We start from the raw sequence: 17,894 nt of genomic DNA on the forward strand, positions 1-17,894 counted from the left end.
GACCACCCTCTTGAGGAAGGCATCGCCCCATGAACGGAACGGACCTGCACAAGACCGCCGTCGACTGCGCCGAAGGACTTCCCGGAGCAGCGCTGGAGCATCCCTTCGGCCCCGGATGGGAGGTCTTCAAGGTGCGCGGCAAGGTGTTCATGCTGATGACCGAGGTCCCGGGGCGTCCCGTCGTGATCCTCAAGGCGGAACCCGGTGAGGCCCAAGCCCTGCGGGAGCAGTACAGCCACATCACCCCGGGCTACCACATGAACAAGAAGCACTGGATCACGCTGGAGGGCGGGGCAGGCGTCGACAAGGAGCTCGTCGGGGAGCTCGTCACCGAGTCATACCGGCTCGTCGTCGCTCACCTGCCCAAGGCGGAGCAGCCCGTCGACCCGCACGCGTACGGCAGCGGAAGGTGGGCGGCCCGATGAGCGCGGCCGGCGACCGGCTCCAGGACACCGCCCGCCAGGCGGCATTGACCCTCCCCGACGTCAGCCACGGATATCCCTTCACTCCCGGACTCGACGTGTACAAGGTCGCGGGCAAGGTGTTCCTGATCGTCACCGACGACCCGGACGACCAGATCATCACGGTCAAGTGCGAACCCGAACACGCCCGCGCGCAAGAACGCGGCTACGCCTCGATCACCCCGGGCCACTACCTCGACAAACGGCACTGGATCTCCCTGGGTCCTGGTCCCGGCATCACCGAGCGGTTGGTCACCGACGCGGTCGAGAACTCCTACGACCTGGTCACCAAGCGGCTGCCGCGACGCGACCGCCCCGGTGCCCGATGAGCGCCGCGAGCTTTCCCTCGAGCGGCTGAGTCCCCGCCTGTCAGTGTCCCGTGCAAGGCTCGTCATATCCGCAGACGCCCGCCTCCCACCACCCGAGAGACCGATGGAACCGACCGAAGCGACTCTGCCGCTCTTCGGCGAGGAGCCCGCCCGGCCCCTCGCTGACCGCCTGCGCCCCACCCGACTGGAAGAGGTCGTCGGGCAGGACCACCTCCTTGCCCCGGACGCTCCACTGGGCCGCATGGTCGCCCAGCAGCGCCTCAGCTCCGCCATCCTGTGGGGGCCGCCCGGCGTCGGGAAGACCACCATCGCCCGGCTTCTCGCCGACGGCAGCAACCTGGCCTTCGAACCGGTGTCGGCCACCTTCTCCGGCGTGGCCGAGCTGCGGAAAGTGTTCGCCGCCGCACGCAGCCGGCGGGGCATCGGCCAGGGGACCCTGCTGTTCGTCGACGAGATCCACCGCTTCAACCGTGCCCAGCAGGACAGCTTCCTTCCCTACGTCGAGGACGGCACGATCACCCTGATCGGCGCCACCACGGAGAACCCGAGCTTCGAACTCAACGGCGCCCTCCTCTCCCGCACCCAGGTCCTCGTCCTCAAACGCCTCGACGAAGCCGCACTGTCCACGCTCCTCGACCGCGCCGAGCAGCTCACCGGCCACCGGCTGCCGCTGGAGGACGACACCCGCCGCGCCCTGATCGCCATGGCGGACGGCGACGGCCGCTACCTCCTCAACATGGCCGAACAGCTCCAGGCCCTCCCGGACACCGAGACTCCTCTGGACACCGCCGGGCTCGCCCACCACATCCAGCAGCGGGCCCCGCTGTACGACAAGGCGCAGGAGGGCCACTACAACCTGATCTCCGCGCTGCACAAGTCCATGCGCGGCTCCGACCCGGACGCGGCCCTGTACTGGCTCGCCCGCATGCTCGACGGCGGCGAGGACCCCCTGTTCGTGGCCCGCCGCCTGGCCCGCTTCGCGAACGAGGACATCGGCATGGCCGACCCGCACGCCGTCCAGCAGGCCCTCGCCGCCTGGGACGTGTACGAGCGACTCGGCTCCCCCGAGGGCGAGTTGGCGATCGCCCAGGCCGTCGTCTACCTCGCCACCGCACCCAAGTCCATCGCCGTCTACCGCGGCTTCAACGCCGCACACCGCGCTGCCCGCCGCACCGGCTCACTCATGCCGCCCGCCCACATCCTCAACGCCCCGACCCGGCTGATGAAGGACCTCGGCTACGGCAAGGACTACCAGTACGACCCGGACACCACCGACGGCTTTTCCGGTGACGACTACTTCCCCGACGGCATGGACCACGAGACGTACTTCCAGCCCACCCGCAACGGCTATGAAGCGCAGATCAGCGAACGGCTACGGCACTGGAACGCCTTGCGCGCCCGCCGACGCAGCGGCTGACGCGGACACGTGGGCAGCGTCCAGAGCCAACCCACGGCAGATGTCATGCACCGTCCGCATCCAGCATCTCCTCCGACCCGGTGATCCACGCTATCGATCGCCGTGTTGACATCCAACCCAGTCGACGCAGGTCAGCGCGCTGCGCACGACCAACTTCACTGTCGAAGGCCATCAAGGAAGTCGGCACACGCCCTGCCTAACACCCTCACCTCGCCCTCCGGGCGGGCCACGTGGGACCCGGCGCACACGCGACATATGAGATCCGATCACCCCGTGCGGGTTACGTGGGGTCGTGACGGTCAGTGCGGGCCGCGCTGTGCCAGAGGAATGAGGTACCCCGATAGCGGTGGGCTGACGGCCGAGGAGCGGGCTCGGCGTGAGCGGGCCCCCGGCTCGTAGCGCCTGACTTGATTGAGGCAGGGGCCAGCGACGCAGAGGTGGTCCGGCGGTTCAGAGTGACGCGGATGTCGGCGAACCGCTGGCGCCGGGCTCTCGCCCCGGACGGTCGCCAGGCACTGGTCTCCAAGGGGGCCGGTGACGCCCGCTGCGAGCTCGGCGCCGATCAACTGCGCTCCCTGGAGGCAGCGGCCGACCTCCCTCTCCCCCACGTTCACGACGGCGCAGGCACGTCAGGCCCTGCTCTCCCGCGTGATCTGGCGTCCCTGGTCGCGGCGGGAGAGACAGACGACCTGTCCCGGGGGCTACCGGCGGGCAGACTCGCCGGAGACCGCGCACACGGATCTGCCGGCCGTGTGCGCGGGCTTCGCGCACCGTCGTGTGCGGCGAGTCCGCCCTGGCCCTGCATGACATGAGCTCATCGACGACATCCCCACAGCGGGACAAGTCGCCCCACGGTCTCCTATCCGTCGACCGTAGTGGCGCAGTACGCCCCGCTGCCGCTTGACAGATCAACGGCATCGGATGTCTGCCCCGCCGCACCAGCCGACCCACGGACGAGATCACGGTCGATTACGTCCTCGAACGCTTCCTCTACCGCTTGGCCGCATCGCCCCTCGGCCGCGAACACTTCGTCCTCAAGGGGGGCCTGCTCCTCGCCCGGTTCGGCGCACGCCGGATGACCCGCGACATCGACATCCTCGGCCGCTCGTTCCCCGGCACCGAAACCGAGATCGTCCACAGGATCGCGGCCATCGCCGCCACCGAGATCGACGACGGAGTCGTATGCGATCCCGCGACGCTCAAGGCGTTGCCCATTCGCGAGGAGGACGAACCTCTACCGCCTGCTCACCCTCAACGACCTCGACGGCCGGGAACTCACCACCGCGCTGACCGCCGGCGCCGCACACCGCGCCATCACCCTGAAACCCCTCAGCACCGCCATCAGCGACCTCGGCGAGCGTCGCCAGACCTCGTACACCGCCTGGCGCCGTCGGCAGGGTCCCGCCGCAACCGGGTACCCCGAACGCTTTGTTGACGTCGTCCGCCAGGTCACCACCTTCGCGAACACGCTCCTTGGGGGCGATGCCGCCACTCACACATGGAATGCAGCGACCCTCACAGGGTCATGAGCATTGCCTCTGGCCGTCGTCAGCGGTTGATCACCTTCACCATTTCGTTCCAGGAGTCCGGTCCGATGACCCCGTCCGGTGTCAGTCCTCGGGCGCGCTGCCATTGCGCCACGGAATGGGCGAAGGTGACGTCGGCCGGGGTCGATCCGGGTGATGCGATCAGTCGGGTGATGGCGGCGAGGTGCTCGCTCCAGCGCAGAGCGGTGGCGTACGAGGTGTTCAGACGGATCGCCCGGGCTGTGGCGTCGGGGTCGAGCACGCTGGCCGGTGCGGCCGGTCCCGACTCCTGTTGGGGTGCGGAGGGCGTGCCTTCGCGAACCTTGACGATGGCGAAGTACCGGCAGGTCTGCCCGGATTGCTGGGGTACCACGAAGCCCTGCGCGTCGATCGCGATCGTCTTGGCCTTCACCGAATCACTGACGTTGCCGCCGACGGCGGTGAGCTTGCGTCCGGCCCGGTCCACGGCGGTGACGACGTCGCAGTGCGTCGACCACGCCGTGCCGTTGTCGACCGTCGCGTAGGTGACACCGCCGCATCCGCTGCCACCGTCCCGATCGGCGCAGACCAGGTCGCCGACCTCGGGGGCGATCTTCTCGACCGGGTAAGCCCAGAAGGGGTTGGCGGTGTTGCCCGTCTCGGCGTTGCGTTTGGCGGCGCTCACGTACTCGCGATGTGCCGTGCTGTAGGCGAAGGCGCTGCCCGCGCCGGCTTGGCGCATCACCCAACTGATGAAGACCGCGCTCCATGGATGGCCGCTCTGCCACGAACTGCTCTGCAGGTCCGACGCGGTCACCGTGCTCCCGACGCCGGTGCGGTAGTAGTCCTGGAGCGTCGATGTCATCGCTGATTCGGTTTCGACGCGGGCCCCGTTTCCCCACCGGGTCCGCTCCTGTTCGGCGAACTGCGCGATCCTGGCCCGTAACGGGCCGACGCTCGGGACACCGACGCCAGGTGCACCGCGGGGGACGGGGACGTAGGGCGAACCTGCCGTCGGGGGCGGGGTGGTACCCAGCCCGGCGCGGTGAGCGTCGATCGCGGCGATGTCGCGTTTCGCCGCGTCCCCTGAGGCGTAGGACCAGCGGGCCCATCTGCCGCGGACGTCCATGTGGGCGTAGGTGACGCCGATCCCGACCGCGATGTCCCGGCCGCACGCGTCCAGCGCGGCCTTGGCCAGGTCGAGTCCGGACATGCCCGCGACGCTGATGTCGGCGGCCTGACCACTGCAGTGCCGGCTGCGGGTCGGGGTGGCTCCCCGGGCGTGGTACACGGCCACGTTGCGCGCCCAGGACCGGTACCCGGAGCTGATCGTGACGGGTTTGCCCAGCCGGTCGCGCAGCGCCTGCAGGCAGCGCACCAGCGCGGGAGAGATCCTGGCGACGTCGGCGGCGGCTCCGCCACTGCTCACGAGTTCACCGACGGTGAAGTTCGGAGCGAGCTTCTGTGGGCGGACGGTCGGACCGGTGGCGTAGAGCGGGAGTCCGGTTACGTTGGGATCCCAGTGTTCCGCTTCCTTGGCGGTGGCACCCGTGGTCGGTATCAGTATCAGCCCGGACGGGAACGCCTCGTCCTGGACCGGGTTTCCGGCCAGTTCCCACTCGGCCAGTTCCACTTCCCCGGACTCGGCCTCGGCCTCGTCGGAGATCTCCGGGGCAAAGGTGTCGTCGCGCACCTCGGCGGTGAACTCGGCCAGGGACATCTCCGGCCCCGACTCCCCATTGCCGGCCCCTTGTTCGGCGGGCCGGAACACTTCCTGGGCGACCCAGTTCGGGGGCTGCTGTGCGGAGGACGGTGGATCGGCGGTGAGGGACTCGGTCCAGTCCCAGCTCTGCGGGCGGGTCATCGTCGCCTCCCGGTCTCAAGGGGTGTCGGTCGGCTCAGAGCCGCGCGGGTGCGGAGCCGTTCGTGCTGTTCCTCGCGGCGTCGGGTGCCGCGGGCAGATGGGCGCTCGGCAGCCGGACGGGCTGCGAGGACGACGGGGGCGGGCCGTTGACCACCCGGACTCCCGGTTCCTTGATCGGCTCCCCGGTGGCGGACTGCCAGTGGTCGATGATGCGGTTCATGGTGTCGCGCACCACCGGTTGCGGGGAGCCGCTGCGGAACAGCAACTCGGCATCACTGGGCTCGTTGAACCGGCCGGCCTCGATGAACATCAGCACCGGCGAGACCAGATCGGCGAGCTCGAACAGCTCACGGGCGCGGCGCGGGGGTGTGATGCCCACCCGCTGCGCGATCCGGGCGAGCCGGTCCGCGGCGTTTCCGGCGGCGCCCGCCCCTGCCTGCAGGTCCTGCACCACGTCGTTCTCGGTCTCCAGCAGCAGGTGGAACCAGCTCATGGTGACGACGTGACCGAACTCCTCACGGGCGAGCATCCCGGCCCGCCGGCGCATCCCCATCATCTCGGAGAGCGTCTGGCACAGGTAGGCGATGTAGCCGGCGTCGGTGGGGTTGGCGCCGACGGAGTTGCTGTCGTTCACGAACGCGACCCAGACCTGGCGCAGCAGTTCGATCCACACCTCGCCGAACCGGAGGTTCGCGGACGCTCCGACGTCGGACTTCCACGGCTGACCCGGGATCCCGCGTGGCTGGTGCGGGAGGTCCATCGCGAACATCCGCCAGTAGGCGTTGCGACGGTTGACGAGTGGATCAGGTCGTAGCGCGCTCGTGGTGCCGGTGACGGAGAAGAGCGGGGGATCGCGGAAGAACAACTCCTCGGTGGCCCGGACCCAACTGTAGGTCGTGTCGCTGACGGCTTCGAGTGTCTCGCCCACCACATAGCGGCGGACGACCTCCCGGAGGATCTCCGCGACACCGGTGCTCTCGACCAGGAAGGCGTAGATCAGGTGGTCCCACGGCAGTGCGGCGCCGGTGTCGATGCCCGTGGCGGGTGCGGGTGGCAGGGAGAACTCACCGGGGATCGCGATCCCGGAACGCAGGTCGGCGAGCAGCCCGCCGCTCACTTCGCCGGGCAGTTGGACGCGGGCCACGACTTCCGGGGTGACACCCGTCGGGGAGGTCTCGAAACCGGGCCAGTCGGCCTGGCCGCCCTCGGCCCATGCCTCCTCCAGCCAGCGGCTGAGCTGGAGCGGATGGATCCTGAAGAACTCGTTGGTGTCGAATCCGGAGTCGGCCAGCAGGCGCGCAAGCGTGCGGAACATGGTCGTCTCCTCAGGTGGTGGGCCGGGACGGGGTGTTGGCGATCTTCGGGATTCCCGTCAGGATCCGCCGCCCGCTTGCGTCGAACACGCGCAGTCGTACGACGCGGTCGACCACGATGTCTTCGTGGCGGAGGTGGGTCGGATCACCGGGGTACTTGGTGGCCTCGGCCACCTTCACGCGCCAGACTTCGTGGTTCCTCCTGCCGCTGCGGTTGAAGCCGCCGATGCTGACCGCTTCGTCGGGGAGCGGCGCACCGAGTTCCAGGAGTCCGTCCGACAGCACCGGGCGCACGAGTCGGCCGGGCGAGTCCGAACCGCCGCGCCCGAGCCCGGCCAGCAGGTCCCGGAAATCGCGCTCGATGTTCAGTTGCCTGGGGCTGAATGCCTGCGGGTCACGTGTCTGGGAGCCCTTGTGCAGGAACGTCGTCAGTGCAGTGATCGCGTTGACGATGTCGGGTGACGAGGGCGCGGGGGCCGGTGGCGGCGCTTTGGGGGCAGTGGGCTTGCGAGCAGTTGCCTTGCGTGGAGGGGCCTTGGCCGGCTTGGAGGCCGGGTCCGGCGGCGGCGTCGGAGGTTGCGTCATGGTTGGTCTCCCTGGTCAGGCTGCGGCAATCGCATGGTCCGCGCCGAGGCGGCGCAGCCATGTCTCCAGGTCGCGGTCGGCGTTGTCATCGGGGCGCTGCGACCGGAGTACGGTCCAGGCCAGGATCCGCATGGGTTCGAGCCGTTGCAGATAGCTCGATGTGTACAGCGCCGCCCCGGCCCCGTCGGCGAACCTTCGCAGCTCGTCGGGCGCCACCCGTCGCGGATCGGCCAGCGCCGAGAGAGGCCGGCCGCCGAAGGCCCGCATCGGCCGCTCCGTGCACGCCCGGACGATCTCCGGGAGGAGGGGCAACGTCGCCCGCGCGACGAGCGCGGCCTCCGGCGGCGCGGCCTGCACGGGATGGCGGTGCAGCCAGACGCGCACGAGGTCGTCCCATGCCCCGGCGCCGTACCAGTACCGGCAGAGCGCGGCGTTGAACGCGACCCGCAGCAGGCCCATCGGATGCGGATCGCCCGGCGGCATCCGGTACACGGCGGCGGTGGTGCCGTCCACGACATCGGCCAGCGCGGGTACGGGCGCGTAGCCGGTCAGGACGAACGCGACGACGTCGGCGGCTACTTCACTCGCCCAGCCGCGCCAGGCCTCCGCGGCAATCGGCGAGGCAGGCGCGAGCACCTCGTGCAGGGTGGTGGCGAGTTCGTCGGTCCAGTTGGTCAGGTGCGCGACCTGGTGGCCGCCTTCGTGGAGCATCGACGTGGGCCGCAGCAGGTTGTGCCGAGTGATCTTGATCGCGGCGGCCGGGGAGCGCGACGCGTCCCACAGCCGTATCCCGGCGCGCAGGATCGATGCTCCGAGGCCCTTGTCGAGGTAGACCAGCACCGGAGGGACCGGGATGCCGAGTGGCCCGAGGACGCGGTCCATGGCATCGACGGCCAACAGGTCCAGGCCGCGCAGGAGTTCCGCCAGGCGTGGATTGGTGCGCGTACCGACGGCGTCGCCGAAGAAGTCGATCACCGTCTCGGCGCGGACGTATGCCTGGCGCAGGGACAGTACCCGGTCTCGGAGCCGGGCCAGATCGTCTCCGGCTGTGGCGCCGGGCAACTGAGCCGCGAGCTGATCGGCGCGGGTGACCACCGCCTCGGCCGACCTCGTCAGCCCGGCGCGGACGCCGGTGCCGAGGTAGGACTCGAGACCGGCCCAGGCCTGTGGCGCGGCGACCATGTCGAGGTCGGTCAGCTCATGCGCGGCCCGGCGCCAGTGCCGCAGCTCCGCCGCGAGCTGGGCGGCGAGGACGTCGACCCCCGGCTCAGCCACCGGAGCGCCAGCCGGGAGTCACCGTGACGGTCGGCTCGGGCGGCGTGCCCCGCAGACTCTCCCGCGTGACGCCTTCGAACACCAACCTGATCGTGAGGCCCTGGGCCGGGTCGCGGACCGCTTCGGTGAGCTGTGCCGTCTGCCCCTGCAACATCGCGGAGAGCCCGGTGTCGACAGCCGTCGCCAGATGCTCCGCGGCTGCCCGCGCGGCCGCCGCGTCCGGCAGCAGGGACCGTTTCATCATCTGGTCGGTCAGCCTGGACACGAGAGAACTCTGGTGCACCTGCTGGACCTTGCGCAGCGCGCCGGGCAGGTCCGGGCCCTCGGCCCTGGTCAACAGGTCCAGCATCTCCTGGGCCTGCCGTTCGCTCAGCCGCAGGGCGACCCTGAGCCGCGGCGGGGTGGCGGCGGAGTCGAGGTACACGCCGACCCGTGCGCGTGGCCCGGCAGAACGCCCTGCCACCCGGCCTGCCACGTGCCCCTTCGGCCGCACCCGGACGAACCGGCGGCCGGGAGCGGCGCCCGGCCGGACCGCCGGCCCACCACGTCCGGACGCGGGCGCGGGCCGGCCCAGGCCCGGCTCGCCGAGCAGCAGTCCGGCGATCTCGGGGGTGAGCGGCGCCACTTCCCCGGCGATGCCTTCCGCTTCCCCGGCGCCCCCGCGGAGGCTGTCGTCGTGGCGGAGGTGCCCGAGGTGGCCACCGGGGAGCATCTCGTAGAGGTGGGCTTCGGCGGCCGTGGGCCAGTGCCGTACGCCGCGGTCGAGCAGGTGCGACTCCAGCGTCCCGCCGTCGGACCACGGCACCGCCCGTGCCACCTGCCTGCTGATCTGGATCTCGACCGGCCGTGTGTACTTGAGGAAGCGGTAGCGGGGGGCGGCTGCCCGCGGCATCAGGACCCACACCCCACTCTCGTGATCCGACTCCCGCTCGGGCAGGTCTGCTCGTAACAACCTGCCGGGGAGCTGGGCGGCGGCGGCCTCGGCGAAGAACTGCTGGACGGCGGCGTCGAGCAGCAGCCGGTCGTCCTGCACTGCCGCAGGCAGCGCGAGCGCCCGGCGTGCCGTCGTCTCCACGGTGGCGGCCAGCGCCTCCCCGGCGACGTCGCTCTCGGCCTCCGGCGGGACTTCGAGGCCGATGAGCCTCATGCCGACATCGACGATCGGGCGGGCGATCTGCTTGGCCGGGCCGGGTCCGACCATGGTGCGCAGCAGGTCGGCGATGCGCTCGGCGATGAAGTCGACCACCCGCTGCCGACCGATGATCTTGAGCCCGAGCTTGATCAACGGCAGCGCCGCCATCACGACGGGGAGGAACTGCTGGATCTCCGGCTTCGGGTAGGCGCCCGCGGGGAGTTCGGTGAGTCGTCGGCCCAGTTCACGGCGGGCCGCGTCGAGTTCACCGATCGGGTCGGGCGTTTCGGCCTGGGCATCGGCGGCCGCCTCCGCGAGCACACCGTCCGCCGCGATCTCGTCGGGGGCCAACAGCAGACCGACCACCTCGCGGTCGAACTCGCCGGCGAGTCGGGAGGCGGCCGACGGCTCCGCATCACTCGTACCGGTCGCACCGGCGTCGCCCCTGGCCGCACCCGCGCCACCGGCGACGCCCAGCTTCTTCGCGATCTGCTCCGCGATGGGCCGCACCGCGGCGGGCAGGCGGTTCATCGCCGACTTGATCACGCGCGCGAGCAGCGGCCGGACGAGACCGCCGAGCTTCTTGAGCAGTATCCCGATCGGAAGGATCTTCGAGACTACGCTGATCCCCTTCTGCGCAATCTTGACGACGCCCTTCACCAGACTGCCCGCCTTCTTCAGCAGCCCTCCCAGGAACTGCTCGAACACGACCTCGCGCGGGCCGACCGGTTCCAGGGCCGGGGCCAACGACTCCAGCAGGGCGTCGAGTGCACGCGCCGGCATGGCGGTGAGATCCTCGTGCTCCAGGCGGGCGGCGACGCCGTCGAGCAGCCGGTCGGACTGCTCCGCCAGCGACTCGGCCCAGCTCTGCAACCCGGCCTGGGAGCCCTCACCGGCCGACCACGCGGTCTCACCCTGCAAGTGCGCTGCGGCGGCGTCGTCCACGAGCTGGGCCACGGCGTCTTCGAACTCGTCGTCGGCAAGCTCGCCGAGGAGTTCGGTGAGCACGTCCTCGCCCGCGTCGGCCTCCTCGGTGTGCAGTCCCGAGCCGAACGGCGAGTCGAGCACCGCACCGGTCGTCGGCTGTGGACGTTCGCCCACATCGGCAGGGTCCGCCGACAGACCGGCGAAACCCGCGAACGGGGACTGCAGTTCGGGTGCGGTCGGGCTCGTGGCCAACACATCCATCGCCCTGCCTCCTTGCCCTCCGACGCGGAGGTGGGCGACAGCGTGCGGGACGCCCGTAGCGCACCGCGTCAATCGTTCGTCTCCGGGTCCGTGGGATCCTCCGCCAACTCCCCCAGAACAGCGGCGAGGACGACACCGGCCTCCTCCGCCGAGCCTGCCGCGATACGCCGCACGGGCACGGGCGAACCCGGCTCGGCCCCCACCAGCAGTACGGCGACCACCTTGCCGTCGTGCAGCCAAGCCCGTACGACAACGACGCGCCACGGCTGGGATTCCATGGCGGCGAGTATCCGGACGGCCCGTCTCCCTTCCATCAACGCGTGGGGCGTTCACGGTGGATTGACGCCCGCGTACACGGTGCGACGATAGAGTCCGCGAACTTACGCGGAGGAGGTGCACATGGCGCACCCTCCCTGGCCCGATTCCGCGACGCGCTCCGCTCCCATGCTGGTGCACCTCCTCAACGACTTCCGTCTCGACGTCGGGCACCACGAAGTCGTGTTACCGACCCATGCCCAGCGGGTGGTGGCGTTCCTGGCACTGTCACGCCCGTCCGGCATGACACCGCACCGCACGGCGTTGGCCGAACAACTCTGGTGCGACGGTCCGCGCCCACGCGCTCAGGCGAGCCTGCGCACGGCGATCTGGCGGATCCGCCAGGCCGACGACCGGCTCGTGCACGCCGATCGCGGGCACGTCTACCTCAGCGCGTTCGTCGAAGTCGACGTCGAGCACAGTCTGAGCCAGGCCGGACGGCTGCTCAACGAGGACGGCGATCTCGCACCGGACGACACCGCGACCACAGGCCTGGTCGCAGACCTTCTACCGGGCTGGGAGGAGGAATGGCTGATCGTGGAACGAGAGCGCATCCGTCAAGTGCGGATCCACGCCCTGGTCGCGCTGTCCCACCGGCTGCGCCGGCTCGGCCGGTTCGTACCAGCCCTCAACGCCGCCTACACGGCGATCACCGCGGAACCCCTGCAGGAATCAGCCCGTGCCGCGTTGGTCGACGTCCACCTGGCTGAAGGCAACGTCGTGGAGGCCCGCAGACAAGTCGACCAGTACGCGCGGCTCCTCTGGGACGAGATGCAGATGGTCCCTTCCGACGCACTGGTCGGCCGGGTGCCGTGGCCGGCGGGCGAGCCCGTAGTCGCGAAGCATCTGGGTGGCGTGCCGTCGGACTGAGGTTCCGGCCGCAGGCCCGATTCCGTATGTCCCACGTAGATGAACCGGCCAGTCGTGTCGGCGGCGATGCCCACATGGGCCAAGGTCGACCGCCCCGGCGGGTAGGCGTTGCCCAGTTCCGCCCCATCAGACACTCCGAGGGACCCAGGCAACGCACCTCCCGCAAACGGCGCTTCAGCGATGAGAGCCGACTCCGGCTTCCACTGCCGGGCTCGCCGACATGAACCCCGGAAGATCCCTGGCAGTCGCCGGTTCACCCGGACAAGTGAGTGCCGCCGGCAGTCCGTCACTGCCGTCGGCCGTGCCCCATCACTCACGATCCGTATGCGACGCAACTCCAAGAAGACCGATCGCCCAGGCTCAGGCCAGGGACATCGAATTCCTCGACGGACGCGTCCAGCAGCACGACGGGTCATTCGACAAGAGGCTCGACAAGGCCGACCTATGGGACACCGGCCGATGGCGAGCCCCTGCGTCCCCGACCCCGGCCGGCTCGACCAAACCGCCTTCGTGGACGCAGGGGCTCGCCATCGCCATCAGTCCTGTGGCGCTGATCGTGAACTGAAAGACTCGCCTGCTCCGGCACGTGGTCACCCAGCCTCCTGCAACGCGATCACATCGCACACGCGCCGGCACCTCGCCGATCCGCACCGCACGACCATCGCGCAGCCGTCCACCGTGAACCTGGACACCACCGACCTCCCCCTGAAGTACGACGGCACGTTCTACGGCCTCCGCAACGGCCGGCGCCGGCGGATCTTCGCCGACGGGCACGGAGTGCCGGTCGGCGCTTGGGCACGCCGTGCCGCGCGGACAGTGCCTGGCGCCCCGGACAGGTGATGTCCGGGGCGCCCTGGCCGCGATGGCCGCTTCTTTACACCGCGGCGATGCCCTCCATGCCGGACTCGGCGAAGGGAGGCAGTCCAGTGGTCGTGCCGACCTTGGTCAGGGAGCCGTTGCGGCCGACGCGGAAGCCGTCGACGGTGCCCGACGTCGCGTTCTGCACGTAGAGGAACTTCTGGTCCCGGGTCACCGCCAGGTCGATGACGCCCTGGGACTTGGCCGACGGCGGGGTGGCGACACCGACGTCGTTGGTGAGCGCCAGCTTCCCGTGGCGGTCCGTGCGGTAACCGGTGACGGTCGAGTTGCCGGTGTTGCCGCCGAAGAAGAAGTCCCCGGCGCGCTCCAGCCAGCACAGCGTGTCCTGGCCGTTGGGCAGACTCTTCTGGACGACCTTGAGGGTTCCGTCGGCGCGCACCTTGTACGTACTGACCGTCGAGTCCTTGGCCTCGGCCACCAGCATCCGGCCGGCCTTGTCGAAGGTGATGGCGAACGGCACGGCACCGGCGGAGTCGTTGACCACGGCCCGTCGCGCCGGCCGTCCGTCGTGTGCCACCGGGAAGACCTCGAGGGTGTTGGCGGACTTGGTGGTGACGACCAACTCACGGCCGCCCGGGGTGAACGCGACCTGGCCGGGCGAACTGCTGAACAGCGGCACCTTCTTGTTGTCCAGCCCGAGCGAACGGTGCGCGCCGCTCAACGGCGCCAGGCCCGCGGCCGTGAGGCGGAACCCCTGCACGCTGCCCGCGCCGCCCGCGTTCATGACGTAGGCGATGCGTCCCGAGACCGCGATCGAGGCGGGGAAGTCCCCTCCCGAACCGATAACATGACGGTTCGTCAGTTTCTGTCCCTCGACCCGGAACGACGTCACGGTGTTGCTGCCCGCGTTGACCGCGAGGAGCAGCCCGGACCGGTCGTCGTAGACGAGTGAGCCCTGGGAGGCGAGCGAGTCGGTGGGCGCGTCGACCTGGTCGCCGCCCTTGCCGCCGGTCGCGTAACTGCCCGCCGCGCTCAGTGTGCCGTCCTGGGCGCGCTTGAAGACGTGGATCGTGTTGCCCTCGAGTTCGTCGCCCTGCACGAAGACCGCATGGTCGGCTCCGGCCTCGGCCTTCTTCACTGCGTCGTGCCCGTGCGCGGCCTCCCCCGCCGAGGCGACAGTCACCGCCGTCACGGCCGCCGCGGCGGCGAGGATTCCCGCTCCGGCGACTGTCAGCTTGATCTGTAACGGTGACCTTCGCCTGGTGTGCCTGCTCATAGAACGCTCCTCGGGCCTTCGCCACCACACGAGTCAGTGGGGGCGGGACCAGAGTTGCCCATGAGACGAGCGCGGCAGTAGGGGTTCGACCGCCACGTCAGCATCCCGTAACAACTCCCCGCGCGCGGGGAGGAGTTGCAGGAAAGCCTTGCCGCACGCCCCACTCGCTTCAAGGTCGCCACCGCTTCCTGGCCCTCGTGCGCCTCCTCGGTCGACATCCCTCGGTGATGACCAGTTGGGGGTGACCCGCCGACGCAAAGGCGGTGACCACAGCCTCTCGGCGCCGAAGGCGATCCAGAGCGTGGCCAGGAAGAACAAGCCGAGTTGTGCCTGAAGCCGACGAGCGCATCGTGGGCCAACCCGATCGAGGCCCGGTTCGGGCCCCTGCGCAACTTCGTCAAGGGCAACTCCGACCACCCCGACCACACCGTCCTGTGAGCGAACGCCGGCAACTCTGGGGCCGCCCACGGCCCAAAAGCCCTCTGACCAAACCCGGCGAACGTACGTGGTCCGCAGGCATGCCTCACGACCACGCCAGGAGGGCCGGCATCGCCTACTTCATTTCCTGGAGCCCGGTTCGGGGTCCGGGCCTCCGAGCGGCAGTTGTCCATACCTGCGGGCCATCGCCCGCGGCTATCGTGCCGCCAATGACGACCACCGCCACCACAACGCTGAGCGACGCGGACTTCGACGTTCCGATCCAGGACCGCTTTTTCGAGGACTACATCCCGGGCTCGGTGTACGTCTACGGCCGCATCACCATGACCGAGCGGGACATCCCACCGGGACGACGGCCCGTATCCGCGTCCAGGGCGGCGGGGGCGGCTTCTACCGGATGGCCGCGCCCCTGATGGCCCGCCAGGTCCGCACTTCGATCGGGAAGGATCTGCGCGACCTCGAACTCAGGCTCACCGGCACGAAATGAGAAACCCCCATGGCATACGACGAAGGGCTGGCCGAACGCGTCCGCGCACGGCTGGGAGTGGACCCGGACATCGCCGAGAAGCGGATGTTCGGCGGGATCGCCTTCCTGTACCGAGGGAACATGGCCGTGGGCATCAGCGGCGGCGACCTCATGGTGCGCGTCAGGCCCGAGCACACCGAAGCGGCCCTGGCCCAGCCCGGTACCCGCGTCTTCGACATGACCGGCCGCCCGATGCGCGGCTGGATCCTGGTCGACTCCTCCGTCCTGGCCGAGGACGACGCTCTCGGCCGATGGGTCGACGAGGGGCACGGCTTCGCCGCGAGTCTGCCGCCCAAGTGAGTTGAACCGGACCGCACCCGTGCCTGGCTGACGGACCAGAGCGTCTCGGTCGGCACTGCCGAGGTTCGGCGCAGGTCTTACGGGCCGGTGACATGACGGGCGTGGTGCTGCCGAGCGGCGGGGTCTCGGTCCTAGCGTCGGGCGTATGCGAGTACTGGTCACCGGCGGTGCCGGGTTCATCGGGTCCCATGTCGTCGAGGCACTGACCGCGCGCGGACACGAGGCGGTCGTGTTCGATCTGCGCGACGGCCACGACGTGCGCAGTCCCCAGGCGGTCGCGGCCGTGCTGCCGGATGTGGACGCCGTGTGTCATCAGGCGGCGATGGTGGGGCTGGGGACGGGGTTCGGCGACGCGGCCGACTACGTGTCGCACAACGACCTCGGTACGGCGGTACTGCTGTCCGCCATGGCCGACACGGGGGTGCGCCGGCTGGTGCTCGCCGGGTCGATGGTCGTCTACGGCGAGGGCTCCTACGCCTGTGAGTGGCACGGGCCGGTGCGGCCGGGGCCTCGGGCCGTGGCCGATCTGGACGCGGGGCGTTTCGAGCCCCGGTGTCCGGACTGCGGTGAGGAGTTGGCGCCGGGGCTGGTGGGCGAGGACGCTCCGGTCGACCCCCGGAACGTGTACGCGACGACCAAGCTGGCCCAGGAGCATCTGGCGGCGGCGTGGGCGCGGTCGACGAGTGGTTCGGCGGTGTCGCTGCGCTACCACAACGTGTACGGCCCGCGGATGCCGCGCGACACCCCGTACGCGGGGGTCGCCTCCTTCTTCCGGTCCGCGCTCGCCCGTGGTGAGGCCCCTCGGGTGTTCGAGGACGGCGGCCAGCGGCGGGACTTCGTGCACGTACGGGATGTGGCGGCGGCCAATGTGGCGGCGCTGGAGTCCGAGCCCCGGGAGGGGGCGCTGACCGCGTACAACACCGGCAGCGGGGACCCGCACACGGTCGGCGAGATGGCGCGGGCGCTGGCTGCCGCGTACGGCGGGCCCGAGCCCGTGGTGACCGGGGAGTACCGGCTCGGCGACGTCCGCCACATCACGGCGGACTCGTCCCGGCTACGGGCCGAGCTGGGCTGGAAGGCCGAGGTCGAATTCGCGGAGGGGATGCGCGAGTTCGCGACGTCGAAGCTGCGCGGGGAGCAGTAGCCGGCCGACGACGCCTCCGGCGTTCACGCCTCGGCCATGGGCAGGGTCACCTCGAAGCGGCAGCCGCCGGACACGTTCCGTACGGCGGCCCGCCCCTGGTGCGCCTCGACGATGCCGCGCACGATCGCGAGCCCCAGCCCGGCCCCGGCCGGCGGGGTCCGCGCGTGCGTGCCACGCCACCCGGTGTCGAAGACCCGCGGCAGATCCTCCTCCGGGATACCGCCGCAGCCGTCGGTCACGGACAGCACGACACCCTCGGCCGACCGCTCGGCGGCGACGGCGACCGTGCCGTCGGCCGGTGTCCGCCGGATCGCGTTGACCAGCAGGTTCCCCAGCACCCGGCTCATCTCCTTGCCGTCCACCTCGACCGGCACCGGCTCGATCCAGTCGCCGACCAGGCGTACGCCGTGCTCACGTGCGAGCGGATCGGCTCCCGCGAGGGCGTCGCCGATCAGGTCGTACAGGGACATCCGCGAAGGGGAGAGAGTGAGCGTCCCGGCGTGTATGCGGGAGAGTTCGAACAGGTCGCCGACCATGCCGTTGAGGCGTTCGACCTCGGTGCGGATCTGGCGGAGGTAGCGGGCGGGGTCGGCGGCGACGCCGTCCTCCAGTGCCTCGGACATCGCGCGGAGACCGGCCAGCGGGGTGCGCAGATCGTGGGAGATCCAGGCGACGAGTTCGCGCCGGGACGACTCCAACGCCCGTTCACGGTTGCGGGATTCGGCGAGCCTGGCGCTGGTCGCGGCCAACTCCCGGCTCAGGTCGGCCAGTTCGGCGGTGCCCGGACGGTGCGGGGCGAAGAAGTCGCCGTCGTCGCCGAAGTCACGGGCGGCGAGGACGAGTTCACGGCTGCGGGCGACGACCCAGCGGCCGAGCAGCAGGGCCGTGGCCAGCGAGACCACGGCCGCCATGGCGACGACGGTGGTGACCACGGTCAGGTCGTGCGAGGAGAGGAACATCGCCTGCGCCACGGCCAACGTGCCGGCGAGCATCGCGGTCACGGCGACGGCCGCGACCACGGCGACGGAGGTGGTGAGCGAACGCCGGCGCAGCGACCACAGCGCGCCCACACCCAGCACCCCGGCCGCGGCGGCCCCGAGGAGGGCGAACAGGGCTATGAGCAGCATGTCGCGCATG

General features: G+C 70.4%; 17 protein-coding genes and 1 pseudogene. 10 read left to right on the forward strand and 8 right to left on the reverse strand.

Annotation, left to right across the window (positions count from 1 at the left end; translation table 11 throughout):
• Positions 1-29: 29 nt before the first annotated feature.
• From OG223_RS01800 to OG223_RS01815, 5 genes and pseudogenes are all read left to right on the forward strand, one after another.
• The gene (locus tag OG223_RS01800; RefSeq protein ID WP_329241318.1) at positions 30-425 is read left to right on the forward strand and encodes an MmcQ/YjbR family DNA-binding protein; all 396 of its coding nucleotides are present in this window, start codon (positions 30-32) and stop codon (positions 423-425) included.
• Positions 422-790 carry an MmcQ/YjbR family DNA-binding protein gene (locus OG223_RS01805; protein ID WP_329241321.1) on the forward strand — a complete coding sequence of 123 codons (369 nt, stop codon included), beginning with the start codon at positions 422-424 and terminating at the stop codon, positions 788-790. The genes OG223_RS01800 and OG223_RS01805 overlap by 4 nt, the downstream gene beginning before the upstream one ends.
• A 103-nt stretch (positions 791-893) precedes the next feature.
• Entirely contained in the window at positions 894-2,207 is a 1,314-nt protein-coding gene (locus OG223_RS01810; protein WP_329241324.1) for a replication-associated recombination protein A, read from the forward strand.
• A gap of 327 nt (positions 2,208-2,534) precedes the next feature.
• A pseudogene (locus OG223_RS53885) lies at positions 2,535-2,800 on the forward strand (IS630 family transposase); the annotation flags it as partial.
• Between the two features lie 404 nt (positions 2,801-3,204).
• Positions 3,205-3,642, forward strand: coding sequence for a nucleotidyl transferase AbiEii/AbiGii toxin family protein (locus OG223_RS01815; RefSeq protein WP_329241327.1), 438 nt, complete (start codon positions 3,205-3,207; stop codon positions 3,640-3,642).
• A gap of 113 nt (positions 3,643-3,755) precedes the next feature.
• Here the strand turns inward: OG223_RS01815 and OG223_RS01820 are convergent, their stop codons facing one another.
• The 6 genes from OG223_RS01820 to OG223_RS01845 form a co-directional block, all read right to left on the reverse strand.
• Positions 3,756-5,576, reverse strand: a complete 1,821-nt coding sequence (locus tag OG223_RS01820; protein WP_329241329.1) for a DUF2272 domain-containing protein — start codon at positions 5,574-5,576, stop codon at positions 3,756-3,758.
• Positions 5,577-5,610: 34 nt separating this feature from the next.
• Positions 5,611-6,891, reverse strand: a complete 1,281-nt coding sequence (locus OG223_RS01825; protein ID WP_329241331.1) for a hypothetical protein — start codon at positions 6,889-6,891, stop codon at positions 5,611-5,613.
• Between the two features lie 10 nt (positions 6,892-6,901).
• Positions 6,902-7,474: a hypothetical protein gene (locus OG223_RS01830; RefSeq protein WP_329241334.1), complete on the reverse strand. Its 573-nt coding sequence runs from the start codon at positions 7,472-7,474 to the stop codon at positions 6,902-6,904.
• A 15-nt stretch (positions 7,475-7,489) separates the two neighbouring features.
• Positions 7,490-8,749: a hypothetical protein gene (locus OG223_RS01835; RefSeq protein WP_329241336.1), complete on the reverse strand. Its 1,260-nt coding sequence runs from the start codon at positions 8,747-8,749 to the stop codon at positions 7,490-7,492.
• On the reverse strand, positions 8,742-11,069 hold the full coding sequence (locus OG223_RS01840; protein ID WP_329241339.1) for a hypothetical protein: 2,328 nt from the start codon (positions 11,067-11,069) through the stop codon (positions 8,742-8,744). Before OG223_RS01840 ends, OG223_RS01835 begins: the two co-directional genes overlap by 8 nt.
• Before the next feature lie 68 nt (positions 11,070-11,137).
• Positions 11,138-11,347, reverse strand: a complete 210-nt coding sequence (locus OG223_RS01845; protein WP_329241342.1) for a hypothetical protein — start codon at positions 11,345-11,347, stop codon at positions 11,138-11,140.
• Positions 11,348-11,468: 121 nt separating this feature from the next.
• Between OG223_RS01845 and OG223_RS01850 the strand changes: the two genes are divergently transcribed.
• Both OG223_RS01850 and OG223_RS01855 read left to right on the forward strand, forming a co-directional pair.
• Positions 11,469-12,254: an AfsR/SARP family transcriptional regulator gene (locus tag OG223_RS01850; protein ID WP_329241345.1), complete on the forward strand. Its 786-nt coding sequence runs from the start codon at positions 11,469-11,471 to the stop codon at positions 12,252-12,254.
• A gap of 678 nt (positions 12,255-12,932) precedes the next feature.
• Entirely contained in the window at positions 12,933-13,094 is a 162-nt protein-coding gene (locus OG223_RS01855; protein ID WP_329241349.1) for a hypothetical protein, read from the forward strand.
• A gap of 34 nt (positions 13,095-13,128) precedes the next feature.
• On the opposite strand, the gene OG223_RS01860 is transcribed toward OG223_RS01855, so the two are convergent.
• On the reverse strand, positions 13,129-14,349 hold the full coding sequence (locus OG223_RS01860; protein ID WP_329241352.1) for a lactonase family protein: 1,221 nt from the start codon (positions 14,347-14,349) through the stop codon (positions 13,129-13,131).
• Positions 14,350-14,996: 647 nt separating this feature from the next.
• Here OG223_RS01860 and OG223_RS01870 point away from each other — a divergent pair.
• From OG223_RS01870 to OG223_RS01880, 3 genes are all read left to right on the forward strand, one after another.
• Positions 14,997-15,200, forward strand: a complete 204-nt coding sequence (locus OG223_RS01870; protein ID WP_329241355.1) for a hypothetical protein — start codon at positions 14,997-14,999, stop codon at positions 15,198-15,200.
• Between the two features lie 83 nt (positions 15,201-15,283).
• Positions 15,284-15,613, forward strand: a complete 330-nt coding sequence (locus tag OG223_RS01875; RefSeq protein WP_329241358.1) for a TfoX/Sxy family protein — start codon at positions 15,284-15,286, stop codon at positions 15,611-15,613.
• Between the two features lie 145 nt (positions 15,614-15,758).
• The gene (locus OG223_RS01880) at positions 15,759-16,757 is read left to right on the forward strand and encodes an NAD-dependent epimerase/dehydratase family protein (RefSeq protein ID WP_329241361.1); all 999 of its coding nucleotides are present in this window, start codon (positions 15,759-15,761) and stop codon (positions 16,755-16,757) included.
• 23 nt (positions 16,758-16,780) lie between these two features.
• Here the strand turns inward: OG223_RS01880 and OG223_RS01885 are convergent, their stop codons facing one another.
• The gene (locus OG223_RS01885; protein ID WP_329241364.1) at positions 16,781-17,893 is read right to left on the reverse strand and encodes a sensor histidine kinase; all 1,113 of its coding nucleotides are present in this window, start codon (positions 17,891-17,893) and stop codon (positions 16,781-16,783) included.
• Between the last annotated feature and the right edge of the window lies 1 nt (position 17,894).

It is taken from the genome of Streptomyces sp. NBC_01478 (genome assembly GCF_036227225.1).
GTDB lineage: Bacteria > Actinomycetota > Actinomycetes > Streptomycetales > Streptomycetaceae > Streptomyces.

Excerpts from the sequence above, each read along its gene's own strand:
- OG223_RS01805 (WP_329241321.1), top strand. The coding sequence starts at position 422 with ATGAGCGCGGCCGGCGACCGGCTCCAGGACACCGCCCGCCAGGCGGCA.
- OG223_RS01860 (WP_329241352.1), bottom strand. The coding sequence starts at position 14,349 with ATGAGCAGGCACACCAGGCGAAGGTCACCGTTACAGATCAAGCTGACA.
- OG223_RS01800 (WP_329241318.1), top strand. The coding sequence starts at position 30 with ATGAACGGAACGGACCTGCACAAGACCGCCGTCGACTGCGCCGAAGGA.
- OG223_RS01820 (WP_329241329.1), bottom strand. The coding sequence starts at position 5,576 with ATGACCCGCCCGCAGAGCTGGGACTGGACCGAGTCCCTCACCGCCGAT.
- OG223_RS01875 (WP_329241358.1), top strand. The coding sequence starts at position 15,284 with ATGGCATACGACGAAGGGCTGGCCGAACGCGTCCGCGCACGGCTGGGA.
- OG223_RS01880 (WP_329241361.1), top strand. The coding sequence starts at position 15,759 with ATGCGAGTACTGGTCACCGGCGGTGCCGGGTTCATCGGGTCCCATGTC.
- OG223_RS01885 (WP_329241364.1), bottom strand. The coding sequence starts at position 17,893 with ATGCGCGACATGCTGCTCATAGCCCTGTTCGCCCTCCTCGGGGCCGCC.
- OG223_RS01840 (WP_329241339.1), bottom strand. The coding sequence starts at position 11,069 with ATGGATGTGTTGGCCACGAGCCCGACCGCACCCGAACTGCAGTCCCCG.
- OG223_RS01810 (WP_329241324.1), top strand. The coding sequence starts at position 894 with ATGGAACCGACCGAAGCGACTCTGCCGCTCTTCGGCGAGGAGCCCGCC.
- OG223_RS01825 (WP_329241331.1), bottom strand. The coding sequence starts at position 6,891 with ATGTTCCGCACGCTTGCGCGCCTGCTGGCCGACTCCGGATTCGACACC.
- OG223_RS01845 (WP_329241342.1), bottom strand. The coding sequence starts at position 11,347 with ATGGAATCCCAGCCGTGGCGCGTCGTTGTCGTACGGGCTTGGCTGCAC.
- OG223_RS01850 (WP_329241345.1), top strand. The coding sequence starts at position 11,469 with ATGGCGCACCCTCCCTGGCCCGATTCCGCGACGCGCTCCGCTCCCATG.
- OG223_RS01870 (WP_329241355.1), top strand. The coding sequence starts at position 14,997 with ATGACGACCACCGCCACCACAACGCTGAGCGACGCGGACTTCGACGTT.
- OG223_RS01830 (WP_329241334.1), bottom strand. The coding sequence starts at position 7,474 with ATGACGCAACCTCCGACGCCGCCGCCGGACCCGGCCTCCAAGCCGGCC.